The following is a 19,960-nucleotide window of genomic DNA, read 5'->3' as shown; positions in this document are numbered from 1 at the left end:
AGTGTTAATTATACCTTGTTAGATAAAATTGATCAACGGAGAGTTTATGAAAACATTTCTAAAAGTTATAGCAGGATTTCTGGTTCTAGTCATTCTTATAGCTGTAGGACTCAATATCTATTTTACGGATGAGCGTCTTAAAAACACGGTAATGCCCCAACTTAATGATGCCGTTGGACGCACAGTAGAAGTAGAATCGATGTCGCTCACTTTTTTCAGTTCATTTCCACAACCGGGTATTAGTATTCAAAAAATGAGTATTCCCGGCACAACTCCATCCGATACTCTTTTATCGCTCGATGAACTTATTGTATCAGTAAAATTTTTTTCCCTGATGGGGGACCAGGTGGAAATCGCAGATCTAAAAATAGAAAAACCAGAATTTACTTATATCGTATATCCTGACAGCAGTACGAATATTGACTTCTTGATGAGTACTGAAGAAAGTACCCAGGATACTTCGGCAGGTCTAGCAGTCAATATACCTTCGCTCCGAGTCTCTGGTGCCCAGTTTGGTTACAGGGATTCAACTTCCAACACCCATGCTCAAATTGATGACCTGAATGCTGAAATCGCCCTGCGTTATGCCGATACGATAGAAAGTACTATTGATTTGCAGGTTGGTGGCGTATCAGCAACTGCAGGTGGTACCCGATATCTCAATCAATTGCCCCTGAGCCTCCAACAGCAATCAACAATTGACCTCTCGAATGAAAACCTAACCCTTAAAAGCGGAACACTTTCAATTCGAGGGCTGGCTCTTAACCTTTCAGGCACCCTTTCGGATTGGAGCAATAACCTCGCTGCTGATCTCACGGTGAGTTCTTCATCTGATAACTTTGGTGAACTCTTACGATTGGTGCCCAAGGAATATGAAGAATATGTCACGGATCTTAACACTGAAGGTACTCTCTCTATTGACGGTACTGTTAATGGACCGCTGGCAGCTGAGGAGCTACCGCAATTTAACCTCAATATGCAGGTTACTGATGGATACCTTAAAAATCCTGACCTTCCTCAGCCTATTGAGCAGATTCAGCTAACCGCCCAAGCCAACAATAACTTAGTTACTCTTACAAGGTTTACGGCCCAAGCGGGCGAAAACAATATTTCGGCTAATGGAGAACTTTCCAATCCCCTCGGTGAAGATGGCGAGTTCTCAGTTGAGTTTGATGGGAATATTAACCTGGCAACAGTAAGTCAATTTTATGATATCAGTGAATTTGATATTGAAGAGTTAGCAGGAACACTGACTGTTGAAGGAAAGGCAAATGGGGATCGGGCAAATCCTGAAAAGGCTACCTTTGATGCTGTTACCAACCTTGAAGGCGGGCGGCTAAAGTATGCAGAAGTCCCGAAAGCTGTTGAAAATATCTCTATTGATGCTCAGGCAAACCAATCAAAGGTAACGATAAACAGCATGGCACTTGAAACTGCATCGAACACCTTTTCGATGCAGGGCGTCATCAATCACCCCTTAGAAGAACAGCAGCGTACCATAGATCTGGATACTGATCTACAATTTGATCTGGCTACCATAAAAGAGTTCTACCCGATCGATGAGGATACCCTAAAAATGCGTGGACAGCTAAGTGCAAACGCCTCTTTAAAGGGCAAAGCAGATCAGATTGAAAAAGCAGTACAATCCGGAACTATCATCCTCTCAAACGGATACATCAATCACAAATCACTGGGCAAACCACTGGAAGAGATTACTTTTGATTCAAAGCTGGACGGCCCCACGCTTTCCATTGCGGAAGCCCGTATCAAAACGGGTGGAAACAACCTTTCGCTCTCCGGCTCTGTTAAAGACTATCTCAGCGACAATCGTATCATCAACTTTCAGCTCAATGGTAGTGCCAACTTATCAGAAATCACCAGTTACTATGACCTCAGGCCCACAATTACCGAGCTTACCGGCAAAGCAGATCTAAACCTGACTGCCTCGGGACCTATCTCAAAACCGACCCAGATGAATTTTAATGGTACCCTTACGGCCCAAAAAGTTAATATGGATGGGGAGGGTATGGTCCAACCTCTTAAAAATCTTGACGGAGAACTCAATCTTAATCCCAAGAGTGTCGACCTTAATTCTCTGCGCTTTAATCTTGGCTCTTCGGATTTTCTACTGGAAGGATCACTCAAAAATTATATGGCCTACTTAAAGGCTGAAAAAGATCGCAACACTACTCCCGACCTTACCGGCTCATACCAAAGTGATCTTCTTAATGTTGATGAGCTTATTAACTGGGAGGATACAACAGAAACGGAAAAAACACCCATCCATCTTCCCGATTTAACCAGCTCGGTAACAGCAAACATTGGCGAACTTGTAGTGACAGGCGTTTCCATGAAAAAACTGGAAGCAAAAGCTAGTACCACTCCCAAACAGATAGAACTTGAGCAGGCTTCGGTACAGCTTTTTGAGGGAGAAGCCAACGGTTCTTTTACCTGGGATGTGCCCCAGCCCGATCGTACGAAACTTACGTTTAACGGTTCGCTGGACAGTCTGCAGTCTGAATCATTCTTCCGTGAATATCCCATACTGGGAGAAGACAGTGAGTTCCACAACTATATTTCAGGTGCTTTTACTGCTCATGTTGATTATTCTTCAGAGCTTGATGTATACCTGCAACCCATTATGGAAACTACTGTCATGGAAGGAGACTTTGGAATGACCAAAGCACGTCTTAAGGAACATCCCCTGCAACAAAAAATTGCAGCAATGTTTAATGCAGATGAACTCAGGAATATCGCACTGGATGAGTGGAATAGCACCTACACCCTAAAAGACAATGTTTTTACCATTAAAGACTTGCGCCTTACCAGTGGCAACATCGGGGCCGAGATGAACGGCACCCAACACCTGCAAACCAGCAAAATAAATTACCAGCTCAAGTTATTCTTACCCGAAAAGTTTAAGGGAGCTATTGCCTCTGTAATTAGTTCGCGTGCTGTTAAAGCGCTCACCCAAGATAACGGTACTATTATGATACCACTTCGCGTGCGCGGCACCCATAGCAAGCCCATTGTTACGCCTGATGAAAAAGCTATTGCTCCTATCATCAAGGAATTTCTCAAAGATAAGGCCGGTAATGCCCTTAAAAAGCTCTTCGATGGCTAATGTAACACCATTAAAAATTCGTGATTTTTCAAAATAAATTGAACCGCCTTTTAATTGTAAATACATGTTGTAAACTATTCGCTCTAAACTTTATCTTAGAGCTCAACAAAATTAGTGAGAAATCATAGTTACCCATAGTTAATGGATACACTACATATTTATAATACGCTCAGTCGTGAGAAGGAAAAATTTGAACCTATCAAAGAGGGCTTTGTCGGTATTTATGTCTGCGGGCCAACGGTCTATGGGGATCCCCACTTGGGACATGCCAAAAGTTATGTCTCTTTTGATGTAGTGATCCGTTACCTCCGCTACCTCGATTACCGGGTGCGCTATGTACAAAATATTACGGATGTGGGACACCTCACCGACGATGCCGACCAGGGCGAAGACAAGCTTGAAAAACAGGCGGCTATCGAAAAGCTGGAACCCATGGAAATTGCCGAAAAGTATACCTATAACTATTTCCGGGATATGGATGCTTTAGGGGTACAGCGTCCCGATATTTCTCCCCGGGCAACAGGGCATATTATCGAACAGATAGAGATGGTCAAAAAGCTGCTCGAAAATGGGCATGCCTATGAAACCGACGGCAATGTCTATTTTGATGTCTCTTCTGATGAAGACTATGGTAAGCTCAGCGGCCGTGATATTGATGAGCAGGAAAGCGGCAGCCGTATTGAAACGGCCAGTGATAAACGTTCACCCGAAGATTTTGCCCTCTGGAAAAAGGCCGATGACGGACACATTATGAAATGGCCCTCACCATGGGGCATGGGATATCCCGGATGGCACGTAGAGTGCTCGGCTATGTCGACGAAGTATCTGGGCGAGCATTTTGATATTCACGGCGGTGGCATGGATAACCAGTTTCCACACCATGAGTGCGAGATCGCCCAAAGCAAAGGGGCCCATAATAAACCTTTTGCCAACTATTGGATGCATAACAATATGGTAACGCTAGAAGGACAAAAGATGGGGAAATCGCTGGGGAATGCAATTTCACTCCACCAGTTTTTCTCAGGCGACCATGAGCTTCTTTCTCGTGCCTGGGATCCGCAAATTATTCGTTTCTTTTTGCTCCAAAGTCATTATCGCAGTACTACGGACTTTTCTGAAGATGCACTCTCCGGGGCTGAAAATGGCCTCCGAAGCCTACAAGAGATGGTACAAACAATTGACCAGGCAGATCCTGAAAATGCCGGAGATACTTCCTACGATCTTGAGTCATTACGCTCTTCCCTGGAAAGCAAGTTAAATGACGACTTCAATACTGCACAGGCTATTGCTGTGCTTTTTGAGGAACTCAAGGCAATCCGAAAAGATATCAACAGTGGCAAGATCCCGGCTAATATCGAAGAGATCAGCCTATTTTTGCATGATTTCGTAGATGGAGTATTAGGATTATGGCCACAAGAAGAACAATCTTTGGGTGCGGATGATAAAACGGAACAGCTTATTGAACTGCTGATTGATTTCCGTAATAAAGCACGTCATGAGAAAAACTTTGAGCTCTCTGATGCAATTCGTGACCGCCTTGAAGAGATGGGCATAAAACTGATGGACGGCCCGGAAGGCACAGACTTCAAAATTGAGAACTAAAGCAGTAAAAGCATTCTCTTATCGCTATAACCTGCCAACGAAAGTGCAGGAAGGGAATAATCAGGGACGGCATACATTATCAATGCCCTACCAATAGCGCGAGCGTCCCGCTCGTGCTTTGCTGACCAACACCTGCTATCAATTTTCCATTTGGGGAAATTGATAATGACAAGCAACAAATACACCAAAGGGCATCCCTCATGCATCAGCCCATTGCTTCTGGAGATTGCCGCGTCGTCCCGCCAACCCACGGCACTCCTCGCAATGACAGCCGTTGGTTTAAAAATTAAAAGCAGTGTCACTGCGAGGGATTCCGGCGATTATTCGGAAGACCGCGGTAGTCTCCCTTTCTTAGCTTACGTAATATCTAAAGAGATCTGTCAGATAACTGAATTGATAGCAGATCGAGATGACATCTCGAACAACATCTGTTTTTTAATATTCCCAAGCTTTCGCCCCGAAGCCTAAGGCGTAGGTGTGCGTAGATCCTAAAGAATTCCACCGACTGTATTAAATAAACTATATTACAAAGGTCGGCATGCTATTTGTTACTCCCCGTCATAGTAACAAACTCTCCAGATATCCCTAAAATGACCAAATCATTAGCTGTTTTTAAAAAGAAAGGAAATTTGTTTACCAATCTATTCAGAAGCTATATATTTCTGCCTCTTTAGATAGAACTTCAAAGGATTATTAACTTTAATAAATGGAGCGAACAACTAGTATTGTTCACTCCTCATTATTTATTTAGCCAATGCAAAATTCTGATTACTTGGTTTGGAATGCTGATCCTGTAGCTATTGACTTAGGCACATTTCATCTCCCCTTTCCTATTTATTTATATGGAATTTTCGCTGCACTCGTATTCATTTATTTCGGCTATCAATGGCTCGCTCCTGATGAAAAAGGATCGCAGGAAAAATCAGAAATGCCTCCCCTTAAATTCACTGGGCTCGTTGCCGGATCTTTTGTACTGGGCCAATTGCTGTTTCTGATATTACCATCACCCGCGATCAGTGAAATCGGCCCCATACAACTACGTTGGTACAGCATGCTCTTTGCAGGTTCATTTATTGTAGGCATATGGCTCACGCGAAAGATGTTTCTCCATGCCGATCGTGATCCCCTGGAAGTAGATCAGCTGTTTATGTATGTGATTATTGCTACGGTAGTAGGAGCCAGACTTGGGCACGTTCTCTTTTATGACCCCTCATTTTACTTTCGATATCCCTTCCAGATTCTGGCGGTATGGAATGGCGGATTAGCCAGCCACGGTGCTGCCATTGGTATTCTGCTTGCCCTGTACCTCTTCGCCAACAAAAAACGGGATATGAGTTTCCTTTGGCTTGCTGATCGCGTAGTCGTTGTGGTAGCTATTGCAGGTGCTTTTATTCGAACAGGAAACTTTATGAATTCCGAAATTATTGGAGAACCAACAGAAATGGCCTGGGGTATTGTCTTCCAAAGACTTGATATGCTACCCCGCCACCCCACTATGCTCTATGAAGCGCTGTTGTGTATTGTAGTCTTTGCTATACTGTGGAAAGTCTACAAGAACTACAGTAACAATCCCCCTGAAGGATCTTTGTTTGGTCTATTTTTAACCATCCTGTTTAGTGGACGTTTTCTGCTCGAATTCACAAAGATGGAGCAAGCTGCTTTTGCCGCCGACTGGATATTCAATATGGGACAATGGTTGAGCGTTCCCCTTATTATTGGTGGAATTTGGCTCATTGTTAAAAAAGTTGACTGGAAAGAAACTCCACAAGTAAACGCATAATTTTTAGAATCATATCAGTATCACATGCAAGCATTAGACTCTGACATCAAAAAAAAGATTGACCAGTGGTTAAACGGAAATTATGATGAAGCCACAAAAGAACAAATCCGCAAGCAACTGGATCAAGAGAACTATGAAGAGCTAACCGATGCCTTCTATAAAGATCTTGAGTTCGGTACCGGCGGCCTGCGCGGCATCATGGGGGTAGGATCCAACAGAGTCAACAAATATACTTTTGGGATGGCAACCCAGGGACTCAGTAACTACCTAAAAAAGCAATATTCTAACACTGATATTAAAGTCGCCATTGCTTACGACTGCCGTAATAATTCAGAATCTCTGGCCAAAGTTGTTGCTGATATTTTCTCTGCCAATGGCATCTATGTATATCTTTTTGATGGCTTACGGCCAACGCCCGAACTCTCTTTTGCCATCCGTGAGCTAAACTGCCAGGCTGGAGTAGTGTTAACGGCCTCTCACAATCCCAAAGAATATAATGGGTACAAGGCCTATAATTCGGAAGGATGCCAGTTGGTTTCCCCCGAAGACAAAGCCGTGATGAAAGAAGTCCAAAAGATTGATACCGTTGATAAAATCAACTTTGGGGGCAATGATGAGCTCATTGAGATGATAGGTGCAGATATTGACAAAAAATATCTTGAAACCATTACGGAACTTTCTATTTCACGAGATGCTATTGCCCGACAGAAAGATCTAAGCATTGTTTTTTCTCCTATTCACGGAACTTCCGGTGTGATGGTACCCCCAGCCCTTAAGCGGTATGGGTTCGAAAACGTTACGCTCGTTGAAGAACAGATGAGTTTCGACGGAGATTTTCCAACGGTAGAATATCCTAACCCAGAGGAAGAAGAAGCCCTTTCAATGGCCCTGGACAAAGCCAAACAGATTGATGCTGATCTGGTAATGGGGACCGACCCTGATGCCGACCGCGTAGGTATTGCCGTAAAAGACAATCACGAAGAATGGGTGCTTCTAAATGGAAACCAGACGGGTACACTCATTATAAACTATATGCTTAACGCCTGGAAAGAGGCAGGCAAACTCTCCGGTAATGAATATGTAGTTAAAACTATTGTAACCTCATACCTGATCGATAGCATTGCAGAACAATACGGTGTTGATTGCTACAACACCTTAACAGGATTCAAGTATATCGGTGAACTTATTACCGAGCTCGAAGATGAAAAGCAATTTATCGCCGGGGGCGAAGAAAGTTATGGATACCTCATCGGCGAACACGTACGCGATAAAGATGCTGTAGTCTCGGCCGCTATCATTGCCGAAATGACTGCTTATTATAAAGATCAGGGCAGCAGCTTGTTTGAAGCGTTAATCGACATGTATATCCAACACGGCTACTATCGTGAGCGACTGGTTTCGATTTATAAACGAGGCCGTAAAGGAGCCGAAGAGATCCAGCAGATGTTAAAAAACTATCGTGAAAATCCTCCAAACACTCTTGATGAATCAGAAGTTGTAACCATTAAGGACTATAAGACACAGCAAGCGACTGACCTTAGATCAGGTGAAACCAGTGCAATAGACCTCCCAACCTCAAATGTTCTTCAATTTATAACTGAAGACGAAACCATAGTGTCGGTCCGACCTTCGGGTACAGAACCCAAGATTAAATTTTACTGCAGTGTTAACTCAGATCTAAAAAACAGGTCAGAGTTTGACCAAATTACCCAGGCGCTTGAAGATAAAATGGATCGGGTTATTGCTCATTTAACGGAGTAACTTTTTAGCACTACTCATCTTCTTGTAATCATTCTAAATATTTCTGAGAAGCTGGATATACCATTTCCACTCATTATATTCACCCTCTCAAACAGAGGATGATGATGAGTGAACTCCTACAACAACCGGCAACAGACGTATTTCTATATGCCCTTATCACTGCGGTGGCAACCGGGTTAGGGGCTATTCCCTTTTTCTTCTTCAAGAAGCTGACACGCAGCTGGCTGGGCATCTCTAATGCTATCGCATCGGGATTAATGCTGGCAGCAAGCTTTGGGCTTATCTATGAGGGGCTCAATTACGATCTCTGGTTTACCTTTTACGGCATACTCATTGGACTGGCCTTTATTGTTATCAGTCAAAAAATCCTGAACGGTTATGAGGATCAGTTTGGAATCAAAAATATAAGCCAGGCCGACAGCACCAAAATGCTGCTCATTGTCGGCATCATGACCCTTCATTCTTTCACAGAAGGCGTTAGCGTGGGTGTTTCTTTCAGTGGGGGCCTCGACCTTGGCTTATTTATTACCACTGCTATTGCCGTTCATAACATTCCTGAGGGATTAGCCATATGCCTGGTGCTGATACCACGGAGTACCACTCCCCTAAAAGCGATGTGGTGGAGCATCTTTTCGAGCCTCCCCCAACCCTTGATGGCTGTACCGGCCTTCTTATTTGTTGAGATTTTTCGTACCTACCTACCCATGGGACTGGGATTTGCCGGAGGGGCTATGATCTGGATGGTCTTTGCCGAACTTATCCCCGATGCGCTCGAAGATACCGATAGCTCAACCGTAGCAACAACTATTACCATTTCAGTAGCCCTGATGATCGTATTTCAAGTACTTATCGGTTAAAAATAATTTGCCCCCCCGTCTATAATTTGATTACTTCAACCTTTCTAAAGAATTACCTTCAACAGATATTTATAATATATGAAGACATTTAAATCGATATACAAACTTTTGATCCTTGGTCTGGTAATTGGTGGATTTTTCCAGCAGCAGGCTATTGCTCAAGAGAAGAATGAGTATTCCAGTGTTAAAGAAGCTCTATCAAAGAGTAGAAAACTTAGCGGCTCTAACGGACCCCGTAATGTCAATTGGATTGATAACGGCAACCGGTACTCCTATATGCAGTACAACCAGGATACCGAGAACATGGAGATTCGGGCTTACGATCCGGCTGCTAAAGAAGATGAACTGATTTTTAATAATGCAGAGCATACCTTTCCCGATTCTGAAGAGACCTTTGAGTATTCGTCATTTCAATGGTCAAAAGATTCCAAGTATCTTGTTTTTAAATCCAATTTTCGACCGGTTTACCGCCACTCCGGTATTTCAGATTTTTACCTGTATTCTATTGAAGATGGGTCGCTGAAGCTATTGGTTGAGGATGCACGTACGGCCGAGCTATCTCCCGACGGACAAAAAATCGGATATGAACGAGAGGGAGATCTGTTTGTTTATGATTTAAACTCACAAAAAGAGACCCAGCTTACCGATAGCGCCGAAGAGTATTTTTACAATGGACGTTTCGGATGGGTCTATGAAGAAGAGTTTGGCCTGGCCCAAGCCTGGGAATGGTCTCCCGACAGTAAACATATTGCTTACTGGCAAACCGATGAACGGCATGTTAACATTTTCCAGATGACCAACTATTCGGGACAACATCCGGAATATGAAAAAATCCCATACCCTAAAGTGGGCGATGAAAATCCCAAAGTAAAAATCGGTGTTGTAAATGTTGAAACAGCCGATCAACAGTGGATGGATACCCCTGAAGGCGGATACATTCCACGGATATATTGGACCGCTAAAGATGATAAATTAGCTATTGTGCATCTTAATAGGGCACAAACAAATCTAAAATTATCATTCAATGACATTAACTCAGGTAATAGCCGTTTGGTTATGGAAGAGACTTCTGACACCTGGATTGATGTTTTTGATTTCTTTGCAGGCATCAACCATCTGTTTTTCTTCCCAAAAGACAGCGAAGAGTTTTTCTGGATATCTGACCGGGACGGGTGGAGCCACATCTATCGGTATGGCTACGACGGCAAAGTCAAAAATCAAGTTACGAAAGGTGATTGGGAGGTGACCTATGTACACACCGTAGATTACCGAAATAACCGAATCTACTATAACTCAACAGAAGAATCACCCCTGCAGCGCCATCTCTACTCTGTGAACTTTAGTGGACGCAATAAGATGAAGCACACAGAAGCCGAAGGACGCCACAACATAAGCATGGGATCTAATGGCAAATATTTTATTAATCGCTACTCCAATACGTCTACACCTACGCAGGTAGAACTATGGGATACGATGAACGGTAAAATTGAAGTGCTGGAAAACAATGCTTCTGTAGAAGAGTTTATTACATCGCATGCCTATTCACCGCGAGAACTGTTCTCTTTTACCACCTCTGACGGACAACAGCTTGATGGTTATATGATTAAACCATTTAACTTTGATCCTTCTAAGAGTTACCCACTGTTGGTTAATATTTATGGCGGCCCCGGCGCACAGGGAGTTTATAACGCGTGGGAATCAAGCGGATGGAACCAATATCTTGCTCAAAAAGGCTTCGTGGTTGTTAATGTAAACAATCGCGGCAGCGGCGGCTATGGTTCTGACTTTGAAAAAATTGTCTACAAACAACTTGGCAAATGGGAAGCCAATGATTTTGCGGAAACAGCACAGTATATGGCCCAAAAAGAGTGGGTTGATGGCGACCGAATGGCCATTCGAGGTCACAGCTACGGAGGATATATGACTACGTATACCCTGTTCACGCATCCTGATGTGTTTGCTGCCGGTATTTCTACAGCACCCGTAACCGATTGGCGACTGTATGACAGCATCTATACGGAGCGCTATATGGGACTCTTGGAAAACAACAAGGAAGGCTATAAAAAGAGTGCTTCTGTAACCCACGCCAGCGATCTGAAAGGAAACCTGTTGCTCTCTCATTCTACGATGGATGAAAACGTGCATGTCCAGAATACAATGCAATTAATGACCGCTCTTACCAGCAATGGTAAAGATGTAGATCTGCGGATCTATCCTCCGGGAGCTCACGGGGTTGCCTTTAATACAGCCAGTTATTATTTGCTCTACAAAACGTACACTGATTATTTGAATGAACATCTCAAATAATCTCTTAAGGTATAAAGGAAAATCAGACCTATCCTCTGTTTGGAAACATATCCAGACAGGGGATTTTTATTTTGCGGCACTTGTAACGTCTTTTAATATCTACCCACTTCTTTTTAAATACTTTTGCACAAAAACGTTGGCTCCTAAGTTTAAAAAATCTTAATTATATATCAGTGCTTTAGTCCACTTCTCATATAATTAATAGATTTTAGACCTGATAATGAGTCATAGTAAAGTCAGCTTTATCATATTATTCTTTTTTTTTCTTTTGTCCACCGAAAGCTATGGGCAAGAAAAGAATGTAACCAATGGAACTATTAATGTCTTTTTAGATTGTAATCGATGTGACCGTTCCTACATCCGTGATAAAATTAGCTTTATCAATTATGTGCGAGACAAGGAGGATTCCCAACTACATCTCCTGATTACTAAACAACGAACAGGCAGTGGGGGTACCGAATATACGTTACGTTATATCGGACGTGGTAATCTCAGCTCTCAGAACCTTACCTATACTTCGCCAAAATCAGACACCCAAGATGAAGAACGAAAAGGATTAGTAAAAAAAATAAAAATCGGGCTTCTACCTTATTTATCAAATAGTCCTGTTTTAAGTGATCTCGATATCACCTATGAAGCCGATGAAGAGTCTGCAGCCCAAGCATCTGCCCAATCTGATAAATGGAATTACTGGGTATTTGAACTGGATGGTAGAAGCTATTTTAATGGCGAAGAAAGCCGCAAAAACCTATTCCTTTCCCTCGGTGCATCAGCAGATCACGTTACGAAAGATTGGAAGGTGAACATTGAGTATGACTACGATTATAACCGTAGACAATTTACTTCTACTGATTCATTGGGCAATGAAGATACTGATACCTTTATAACACGTGGCCAGCGTTTTGAAAGCTCAGTTGTTAAAAGCTTATCAGACCACTGGTCGTTAGGTATCCTCGCAGAGTCATTCTCTTCTAGCCGCAATAACATTGCATTTAATATTTCCGGCAGCCCCGCAATAGAATATAATATATTCCCATATGAAGAATATGCCGAACGAAGGATTAGCTTTATGTATGTAATGTCGGCCGGTTACTTCGACTATGAAGAAGAAACGATCTTCGATAAGAAATCTGACTTTCTTATTCGTCCCCAGCTACGAGGCCAGATGGAATTTACCCAGCCATGGGGAGAAATTGAAGGACGAGTTAATGCCTCTACCTATCTTCACGATATCACCAAAAACAGGTTGGACCTTAACCTGGAACTTGATTTTCGCATTTTCCGAGGCCTCTCCCTCAATCTCTCAGGCCGGTATTCACTAATTAACGATCAGCTTTCTATTCCCAAAGGGGATATATCTGACGCAGAACAGCTGCTGGACCTGCGCCAACAGAGTACCTCTTATTCCTATCGGGGATCCATCGGCATTGAATATTCGTTCGGATCGATCTATAACAATATCGTCAATCCCCGTTTCTAATTTATAGTATTAAAAAGATTAACTGTCTTCTTGGGTTGGTGCGTTTCCATTGCCCAACATAGCATTCAACTTCTCTCCCCCACGAACTCCAAAATCGAGCGTACGAATGGGGAATGGAATCATAATATCAGTTTCTTCAAATGCTTTCATAATGGCAATTATAGCATCACTGCGGGCTGATAAAAAATCAGAATTTGATTCAAAATTCACCCAAAAACGAGTTTCAAAGTTAATTGAGCTTCCTCCAAATTCCTCGTAATAAAATTCGATTTCTTTGTCATCATTATAATTATCCAGCGTTTCGATCGCTTCAATGACCACTTCCTTCGCCTTCTCAAGATCATCACCGTAAGATACTCCACATTCCAGATCAATGCGTCGTTCTCCACTGCTCGTATAGTTTTTTAATGGACTTTCAAAAACTTTTTTATTTGGGATATAAACAATTTGGCCCTGTGGAGTGCGAATAATTGTATTACGAAGATTCATCTTTTGCACCGTCCCAAAAATATCATTGGTCTCAATAATATCTCCAATACCAAACGGATGACGAATCGATAAAATAATACCCGAAATGAAATTAGAGGCGATGTCCTGAAATGCAAAACCTAATGCCAAACCAACTATACCAGCACCGGCAAGGAGTGATGTTACTGCCCCATCAAGATCCAAAATGCTTAAGGCTATGAAAAATCCAATCCCTATAACTAAAATACCAACAATGGTCTCAAGAAGATTGATAATAGATTTATTATCTGTTGCCTTTTTCAATAATCTCTTAACCGTCTTGCGGACTATCCGGCCGGCCACAAAGAAAAATATCAGCACCAGTAGTGCCATCACCATGTTGGGAAGCATTGCTATGGTTGTCTCTAACCAAGCAATCAGTTTCTCTGTTAACGTACTATACACATCTACAAATTCCGTTCCCATTTCTTGATTCATCAAAAATAAATTTTTTATCATATTTTATTGATTAACATATCATTTAATAGATTACGGCTGCGAAACGTTCATTTGCCCAACAGGGCCTTGTTTTTTATATGAGACTTAAAAGGATATCAAAAAACTTTTATTTCGGAATGTCTCATAAACTAAGCATGTTATCAAATCTGACTTGAAATTTTACAACCAAACATTATTTAATTATGCCAAAAAGAAAAGCAAATGCTCGTTGGAACGGAGATCTCAATAACGGAAATGGTGAAATGGCTTTCGGGAGCGGTGCCTATAAGGGTAACTACTCCTTTAAATCCCGGTTCGAAAATGGGTCAGGTACTAATCCCGAAGAATTGATTGGCGCTGCGCACGCCGGCTGCTATTCTATGGCACTTTCGGGCGTTCTGGCAGAAGCCGGCTTTAATCCTGAGTCAGTTTCTACCGAAGCGACTGTCTCTCTTGAGATAGTAGATGGAGATCCCGCAATTACCACTATTACACTTGATGTGACAGCTAATATTCCCGGTATCGATGCCGATACGTTCCAGGAACATGCCGAAGGTGCTAAAAAAGGTTGCCCGGTATCCAAGGCACTGGCCGGGGTTAATATTGAGCTGAATGCCACGCTCAACAACTAATAACGTTATTATACTTCTCGTTTTTGGGATGTCCTGCAAGGGGCATCCTTTTTTAGTAAGAAATTACAAGCATACCCGTTCTCTACTATTGAACCCCTAGTACATATTCTCTGATGAAATTACTTATTAAAGCTTTTTTATTCTGCTCAATACTTTTTTTACTCGCCTCTTCGACCTATGCACAGAAATCGTATGCCCAAAAAGCCACTGAAGTGAACCCGGTACTTACGGGCACAACAATACCAAACAGCTCTGTAAAAACAGTGGACGGTAATACTGTAAAGCTCAAAAAATTAGTAAGCCAGAAACCTACTGTACTTATTTTTTATCGGGGAGGCTGGTGCCCTTATTGTAATAGACACCTTGCCGAGCTCCAGCGTATAGAACAACAACTGGTTGATATGGGATACCAAATATTAGCCGTTAGCCCCGACCGCCCCGAAATACTAAAAAAGAGCATCAGTAAGCACGACCTTGACTACACTCTTCTGTCAGACAGTCCCATGAACCTTACCAAAGCTTTTGGTTTGGCTTTTAAAGTGGATAACAAAACCGTAAAACGCTATAAAGAAGTGGGAATTGACCTCGAGAAAAATTCTGGCCATAATCATCACTTGCTTCCAGCACCTGCAGTATATCTTATTAACCCTGACGGCCTGATCACCTTTCAGTATGTGAATCCAAATTATAAAACGCGTATCAATTCTAAGGTCCTTTTAACTGCCGCCGAAGCCTATTATCCTGAAAGCAATAACTAATATATCACCACAACTGTCTCTTTTCGCAGCTAACTTGTGGTCACAACCTTGGGGATGGAAATTTCATCCCCAATCAGTTAACAACCTTGCAATACTATTTGTATCTTTGGGGTTATGACTACAGAAACCGACACTACCGAAAAAGTAAATCTCAAAGACCTCACCAAAGCCGAGTTACAGGAGTTCTGTGACGATCTGGGGCTGCAATCTTTTCGCAGTGACCAAATTTTTCAATGGCTTTACCAAAAAGGCGTGCACAGCTTTGACGAGATGACAAACCTTTCCAAGGATCTCCGCGCTCGCCTAAAGGAAGTAGCCAAGGTGCCTACTATTGAACATGTTCGGCAACAAGAATCTGAAGATGGAACGATCAAATTCCTGTTCAGGCTCCAGGGCGAAGAGGGGCACCGGGTAGAATCAGTGCTTATTCCTGACTTTTATGATGACGGCGTTGCCAATCGTTTAACGGTATGTGTGTCTTCACAGGTAGGATGTGTTTTTGGATGTTCTTTCTGTGCTACCGGTAAAATGGGCTTTTTCCGTAGTCTCACTCACGGCGAAATAGTAGATCAAGTGCAATATATCGATGCCCTTTGTGAAGAAAAGTTTGGCAAAGGAATCACCAATATCGTGTATATGGGGATGGGCGAACCACTTCACAACTACAAGTCAGTGGTCAATTCAGCCAATATAATCACCGACGAACTAAGCATTGGCCTTTCGCCCAAGAGAATAACAGTTTCTACCGTAGGGCTTACCAAACAAATTAAACAACTGGCAGACGAACGACAGCCTTTTAACCTGGCTATTTCACTACATGCTGCTAACGATGAGAAGCGTGACGAAATCATGCCGATTAATAGCTCAATGAATCTTGAGCAGCTAAAAGAGGCCGTTCAGTATTATTATACCAAGCTTCACCGCCCTATCACTTACGAATACCTGCTTTTTGATGAGTTCAACGACAGCCCGGAAGATGCTCGTCAGTTGGCTGAAATCGTGCAATGGGTCCCCAGCAAAGTAAATATCATCATGTATAACAATGTGGCCGGTGTAGCACTTAAACGAGCACGAGAAAACCGGTTAGACAAATTCATGCAAGAGCTTGTTAAGCGCGATATTACGGCTACGGTACGCCGAAGTCGCGGTGACGATATCGATGCCGGTTGTGGACAACTGGCTATTAAAGACGGTCAACCGATGGGTAAATCAATACGGAAAAATTGAATCCCTTTCTAAATTGATATTCAAAAGTCCTGGAAGGGACCACTATCTGGTCGTTCTCAGTCGGTGACAGATCAGAAATCATGTGCAAATATTGTCATACAAATCAAGACCGTAAACCCAAGAGTTAGAAAGAGAGCAAATCAGGTTTCATAAAGCCTCTTCAAAGCATCTCCGTTATTGTATTGGCAAAACTGTGACCCAACCTACTACCAATCTTCTTCCTTGATCTTTGCGCACAATCTTATACTTTAGAGACAATCCAATCCTAACCCCAATCTATTCGTTATGAAAAAGGTTGTACTCTTAATTATCTGCTTTGTACTGTCAAGCTTGTGCCTGCAAGCCCAGACAACTTACCTGCATTGCGGCAATCTAATTGACGGAAATAGCGATGATGTTCTTTCAGAAACTACAATCATCATCAAAAACAAAAATATTCAATCGATTAAAGATGGATACCGTACTCCATCGAGTGGGTCTAATGTTGTTGACCTGAAAACACAGACCTGTCTTCCCGGTCTTATTGACATGCATGTTCACTTAGAGGGAGAAACGAGCCCCGACAATTATATAAAACGTTTTACCCTCAACGAAGCTGATATTGCTTTCAATGCTGTTAGTTATGCAAAAACAACGCTAATGAGCGGTTTTACCACAGTTCGGGATGTAGGCGGAACCGGCGTCAACATTGCACTTCGTGACGCTATCAATACCGGTAAAGTTGTTGGACCGCGCATTTTCACGGCCGGTAAAACCCTCGCTTCTACCGGGGGCCATGCCGATCCTACTAACGGCTACAAGGATGCTTTGCAAGGAGATCCAGGCCCCAAAGAAGGAGTACTAAACAGCCCTTATGAGGCCCGCAAAGCCGTTCGCCAACGTTATAAAAATGGTGCTAACCTAATAAAAATTACGGCCACCGGCGGAGTGCTCAGTCTTGCTAAAAGCGGCACCGCCCCACAGTTTAAAGAAGATGAATTGAAAGCCATTGTAGAGACAGCCAATGATTATGGATTTCATGTAGCCGTACATGCCCATGGTGCTGAAGGTATGAAACGGGCTATAAAGGCGGGTATCAAGACTATTGAACACGGAACATATATGGACCAGGAAGCAATGGAACTGATGAAAAAGCATAATGCCTACCTGGTACCTACTATTACAGCCGGCAAATCCGTTGCTGACTCTGCAAAAATTCCAGGTTATTATCCGGAAGTCGTCCAGCCCAAGGCAAAGGCTATCGGTCCCCAGATACAGGATAAATTTGCTGAAGCTTATAAAAACGGTGTCAATATTGCATTCGGTACAGATGCCGGTGTTTTTGCTCATGGCAAAAATGCTATAGAATTTGTCTATATGACGGAAGCGGGCATGCCTGCCATAGAAGCTATTCAAACTGCAACCAAAATACCTGCACAAATTCTAAACATCGACGACAAAACAGGAACAGTTGAGGAAGGCAAATATGCCGATATTATTGCCGTGCCAAATAATCCGGTTGATAATATTGCTACGCTCCAAAATGTATCATTTGTAATGAAAGAAGGAGTTATTCACAAGAATAACTAACCTCTGCTCACATTTTAAATCATTAATACAAAAACTAGTGGCTTATCAATTTAGCTAATTAATAAGCCACTAGTATATAATTAGTCTCTACTACTTCTCTACTCTTACCGGATGCATCAATGAATCACACCCTATTTAGGATATTTACCACTCTACTCATTTTGTTTGATTAATCATGAATTACATCCAATAGGCGACCAAACCGCGGTAACCAGCGTTCACTATCCCAAGAAAAGTAGATCATTCCTGCTTTTCCTACAATGTGTGACTGTGGCACAAAACCCCAGAAACGACTATCCTCACTGTTATCACGGTTATCACCCATCATAAAATAATAGTCCTGCTGAATGGTGTAAGTATTGGTCTCTTCTCCATTAATGATGAACTGCTCCCCATTCCGCTCAACATCATTCCGCTCGTACCGGGTTATGATGTTTTCATAGATATGATAGTTTTCAGGAGTAAGTGTCACAGTATCACCGGCCGAGGGCACCTGCAAAGAGGGAAGATGGTGATGATTGGTAAAACCAGAAGAGAAACTAAAAGTACTCTGTCGAAATTCGTTAAAGTCATCAGGTAAAACAAATGGCTCTACATTTTTCACTTCCGGCCATTGGCTCATTTTTTGGGCCACCTGCTTTGTCATATTTACTCGGTATCCGTTATTCCCCTGTTGACGATAAAGCTGAGCACCAGCCGCTTTAACTTTTGCCGGACTTAAACGAACCCGGTCCCGAACTTTTACCGTATAGGTCTGCTGAATACCCGGGAACGGTTCTGCTTTTTCACCATTTACATATAAATCAGTATCATCTATCATGAGAGAATCACCGGGCATACCAACAGCACGCTTAATATAATTTGTTTTGGCGGCAATAGGTGCTAAATCAATCGGATAATTAAACACCACAATATCATTGCGCTCAACCTCTTCAAAACCGGGCAAACGTGTCCAAGGCAGTACAACGCCCGGTAAGTGAATGTTGGTAAACGGCACCCCCAGCACCATCGGCGTACGAGGACCATAGTTTATTTTAGAGACAATCAAGAAGTCACCGGTGAGTAACGTCTTTTCCATCGATGGAGTGGGAATACGATAAGCCTCAAAGAAAAAAGTACGGATAATAAGTGCCGCAACAGCCGCAAACATTAACGCATCAAGCCATTCACGCAACCAGCTTTTTGCCTTTTCATTTTGGGCGTTGCGTTTATTGTTTCTTTTTTCGCGCCGTTTCTTTCGCTCTTCTTTTGATAGTTGGTCTGCCAATGTTACTCCTTTAAATCATTAAAAGCTGTAATTAAAAAATCTTTTTTCAATAGTCGAAATCAATCGTCATTCCATCGGGTGATGAAATTTCTTTTGTCTTATACTTTCCGTTCTTATAGGCCACCTTAAACCATTGCTCACGTTCCGGTGAGTAGAAATAATCTTGAAAAGGATCAAGGGCTTCTACCTCTAATAGTTTACGGGCAAACGTTCGCTTAATCTGGGGCATTAAATCTATATATTTACTTGCCCCTCCGAAAACCAACCCATCTGTAAAAGGTCCGTCAACATCCAATACCATCAAAGGAATGCTGTCATTTACCGTAAACCAATACTCAAACTGTATTGCCTGTCCCGGTCGGAAGCTGTCAGTATTGATCAAATCTTCCAGGGTTTTTGTGGGAGCGCCAAACACCGTTTGAAGCCGTGCGCGAATCTCATTGGTCTGTGTATCATCCAGATCTGTTTTTCGGTACAAACCGCGACCGGTCCAGCTAACATCTTCAAACTTGTTCATAAACCATTCAGCACGCTCAGTATCTATTTTTTTAAACTCCGGCTCCTCAAACTGGGCAAAAGCCGATGTCGTAATAACAAGAGCGAAAAGAATGACCGGTAAGACTATTCGTAGCTTTTTATTCAAAAAGCTCT

General features: G+C 42.5%; 14 protein-coding genes. 11 read left to right on the top strand and 3 right to left on the bottom strand.

Annotation, left to right across the window (positions count from 1 at the left end; translation table 11 throughout):
- Positions 1-46 precede the first annotated feature (46 nt).
- The 7 genes from G3569_RS14105 (at position 47) to G3569_RS14075 (ending at position 12,911) form a co-directional block, all read left to right on the top strand.
- On the top strand, positions 47-3,124 hold the full coding sequence (locus G3569_RS14105) for an AsmA family protein (RefSeq protein ID WP_165270278.1): 3,078 nt from the start codon (positions 47-49) through the stop codon (positions 3,122-3,124).
- Between the two features lie 141 nt (positions 3,125-3,265).
- Positions 3,266-4,726: a cysteine--tRNA ligase gene (cysS, locus tag G3569_RS14100; RefSeq protein WP_165270276.1), complete on the top strand. Its 1,461-nt coding sequence runs from the start codon at positions 3,266-3,268 to the stop codon at positions 4,724-4,726.
- A 754-nt stretch (positions 4,727-5,480) separates the two neighbouring features.
- Positions 5,481-6,506, top strand: a complete 1,026-nt coding sequence (gene lgt / locus G3569_RS14095; RefSeq protein WP_205720216.1) for a prolipoprotein diacylglyceryl transferase — start codon at positions 5,481-5,483, stop codon at positions 6,504-6,506.
- Positions 6,507-6,530: 24 nt separating this feature from the next.
- Complete coding sequence (locus G3569_RS14090) at positions 6,531-8,267, top strand: phospho-sugar mutase (protein ID WP_165270274.1); 1,737 nt, start codon at positions 6,531-6,533, stop codon at positions 8,265-8,267.
- 104 nt (positions 8,268-8,371) lie between these two features.
- Positions 8,372-9,124, top strand: a complete 753-nt coding sequence (locus tag G3569_RS14085) for a ZIP family metal transporter (RefSeq protein ID WP_165270272.1) — start codon at positions 8,372-8,374, stop codon at positions 9,122-9,124.
- Positions 9,125-9,202: 78 nt separating this feature from the next.
- Entirely contained in the window at positions 9,203-11,431 is a 2,229-nt protein-coding gene (locus tag G3569_RS14080; protein ID WP_165270270.1) for a S9 family peptidase, read from the top strand.
- A 220-nt stretch (positions 11,432-11,651) separates the two neighbouring features.
- Positions 11,652-12,911, top strand: coding sequence for a hypothetical protein (locus G3569_RS14075; protein ID WP_165270268.1), 1,260 nt, complete (start codon positions 11,652-11,654; stop codon positions 12,909-12,911).
- 18 nt (positions 12,912-12,929) lie between these two features.
- On the opposite strand, the gene G3569_RS14070 is transcribed toward G3569_RS14075, so the two are convergent.
- Positions 12,930-13,856, bottom strand: a complete 927-nt coding sequence (locus G3569_RS14070; protein ID WP_240894728.1) for a mechanosensitive ion channel family protein — start codon at positions 13,854-13,856, stop codon at positions 12,930-12,932.
- A 203-nt stretch (positions 13,857-14,059) separates the two neighbouring features.
- Between G3569_RS14070 and G3569_RS14065 the strand changes: the two genes are divergently transcribed.
- The 4 genes from G3569_RS14065 to G3569_RS14050 all read left to right on the top strand — a co-directional run bounded on the left by G3569_RS14065 (position 14,060) and on the right by G3569_RS14050 (position 18,042).
- A complete protein-coding gene (locus G3569_RS14065) occupies positions 14,060-14,488 on the top strand; it encodes an OsmC family protein (RefSeq protein ID WP_165270266.1) in 429 nt (142 codons plus the stop codon).
- Between the two features lie 113 nt (positions 14,489-14,601).
- Positions 14,602-15,246 (top strand): peroxiredoxin-like family protein, encoded by a 645-nt coding sequence (locus G3569_RS14060; protein WP_165270264.1) that lies wholly within the window; start codon positions 14,602-14,604, stop codon positions 15,244-15,246.
- A gap of 114 nt (positions 15,247-15,360) precedes the next feature.
- Positions 15,361-16,473, top strand: a complete 1,113-nt coding sequence (rlmN, locus tag G3569_RS14055) for a dual-specificity RNA methyltransferase RlmN (RefSeq protein ID WP_165270262.1) — start codon at positions 15,361-15,363, stop codon at positions 16,471-16,473.
- 285 nt (positions 16,474-16,758) lie between these two features.
- Positions 16,759-18,042: a metal-dependent hydrolase family protein gene (locus G3569_RS14050; protein WP_165270260.1), complete on the top strand. Its 1,284-nt coding sequence runs from the start codon at positions 16,759-16,761 to the stop codon at positions 18,040-18,042.
- 169 nt (positions 18,043-18,211) lie between these two features.
- Here G3569_RS14050 and lepB read toward each other — a convergent pair whose 3' ends face one another.
- Both lepB and G3569_RS14040 read right to left on the bottom strand, forming a co-directional pair.
- Positions 18,212-19,309 carry a signal peptidase I gene (lepB, locus tag G3569_RS14045; protein WP_240894727.1) on the bottom strand — a complete coding sequence of 366 codons (1,098 nt, stop codon included), beginning with the start codon at positions 19,307-19,309 and terminating at the stop codon, positions 18,212-18,214.
- Positions 19,310-19,355: 46 nt separating this feature from the next.
- Positions 19,356-19,952 carry a hypothetical protein gene (locus G3569_RS14040; protein WP_165270334.1) on the bottom strand — a complete coding sequence of 199 codons (597 nt, stop codon included), beginning with the start codon at positions 19,950-19,952 and terminating at the stop codon, positions 19,356-19,358.
- Positions 19,953-19,960: the final 8 nt, after the last annotated feature.

Origin of the sequence: Fodinibius halophilus (assembly GCF_011059105.1) — a bacterium.
GTDB classification, from domain to species: Bacteria; Bacteroidota; Rhodothermia; order Balneolales; family Balneolaceae; genus Fodinibius; species Fodinibius halophilus.
The sequence above is the reverse complement of the archived record's forward strand: the minus strand, read 5'-3'. Positions and strand labels throughout refer to the sequence as shown.

Coding starts and splice junctions, on each gene's coding strand:
- G3569_RS14090 (WP_165270274.1), top strand. CDS start 6,531: ATGCAAGCATTAGACTCTGACATCAAAAAAAAGATTGACCAGTGGTTA.
- G3569_RS14050 (WP_165270260.1), top strand. CDS start 16,759: ATGAAAAAGGTTGTACTCTTAATTATCTGCTTTGTACTGTCAAGCTTG.
- cysS (WP_165270276.1), top strand. CDS start 3,266: ATGGATACACTACATATTTATAATACGCTCAGTCGTGAGAAGGAAAAA.
- lgt (WP_205720216.1), top strand. CDS start 5,481: ATGCAAAATTCTGATTACTTGGTTTGGAATGCTGATCCTGTAGCTATT.
- G3569_RS14065 (WP_165270266.1), top strand. CDS start 14,060: ATGCCAAAAAGAAAAGCAAATGCTCGTTGGAACGGAGATCTCAATAAC.
- G3569_RS14105 (WP_165270278.1), top strand. CDS start 47: ATGAAAACATTTCTAAAAGTTATAGCAGGATTTCTGGTTCTAGTCATT.
- G3569_RS14070 (WP_240894728.1), bottom strand. CDS start 13,856: ATGAATCAAGAAATGGGAACGGAATTTGTAGATGTGTATAGTACGTTA.
- G3569_RS14080 (WP_165270270.1), top strand. CDS start 9,203: ATGAAGACATTTAAATCGATATACAAACTTTTGATCCTTGGTCTGGTA.
- G3569_RS14085 (WP_165270272.1), top strand. CDS start 8,372: ATGAGTGAACTCCTACAACAACCGGCAACAGACGTATTTCTATATGCC.
- G3569_RS14060 (WP_165270264.1), top strand. CDS start 14,602: ATGAAATTACTTATTAAAGCTTTTTTATTCTGCTCAATACTTTTTTTA.
- G3569_RS14075 (WP_165270268.1), top strand. CDS start 11,652: ATGAGTCATAGTAAAGTCAGCTTTATCATATTATTCTTTTTTTTTCTT.
- rlmN (WP_165270262.1), top strand. CDS start 15,361: ATGACTACAGAAACCGACACTACCGAAAAAGTAAATCTCAAAGACCTC.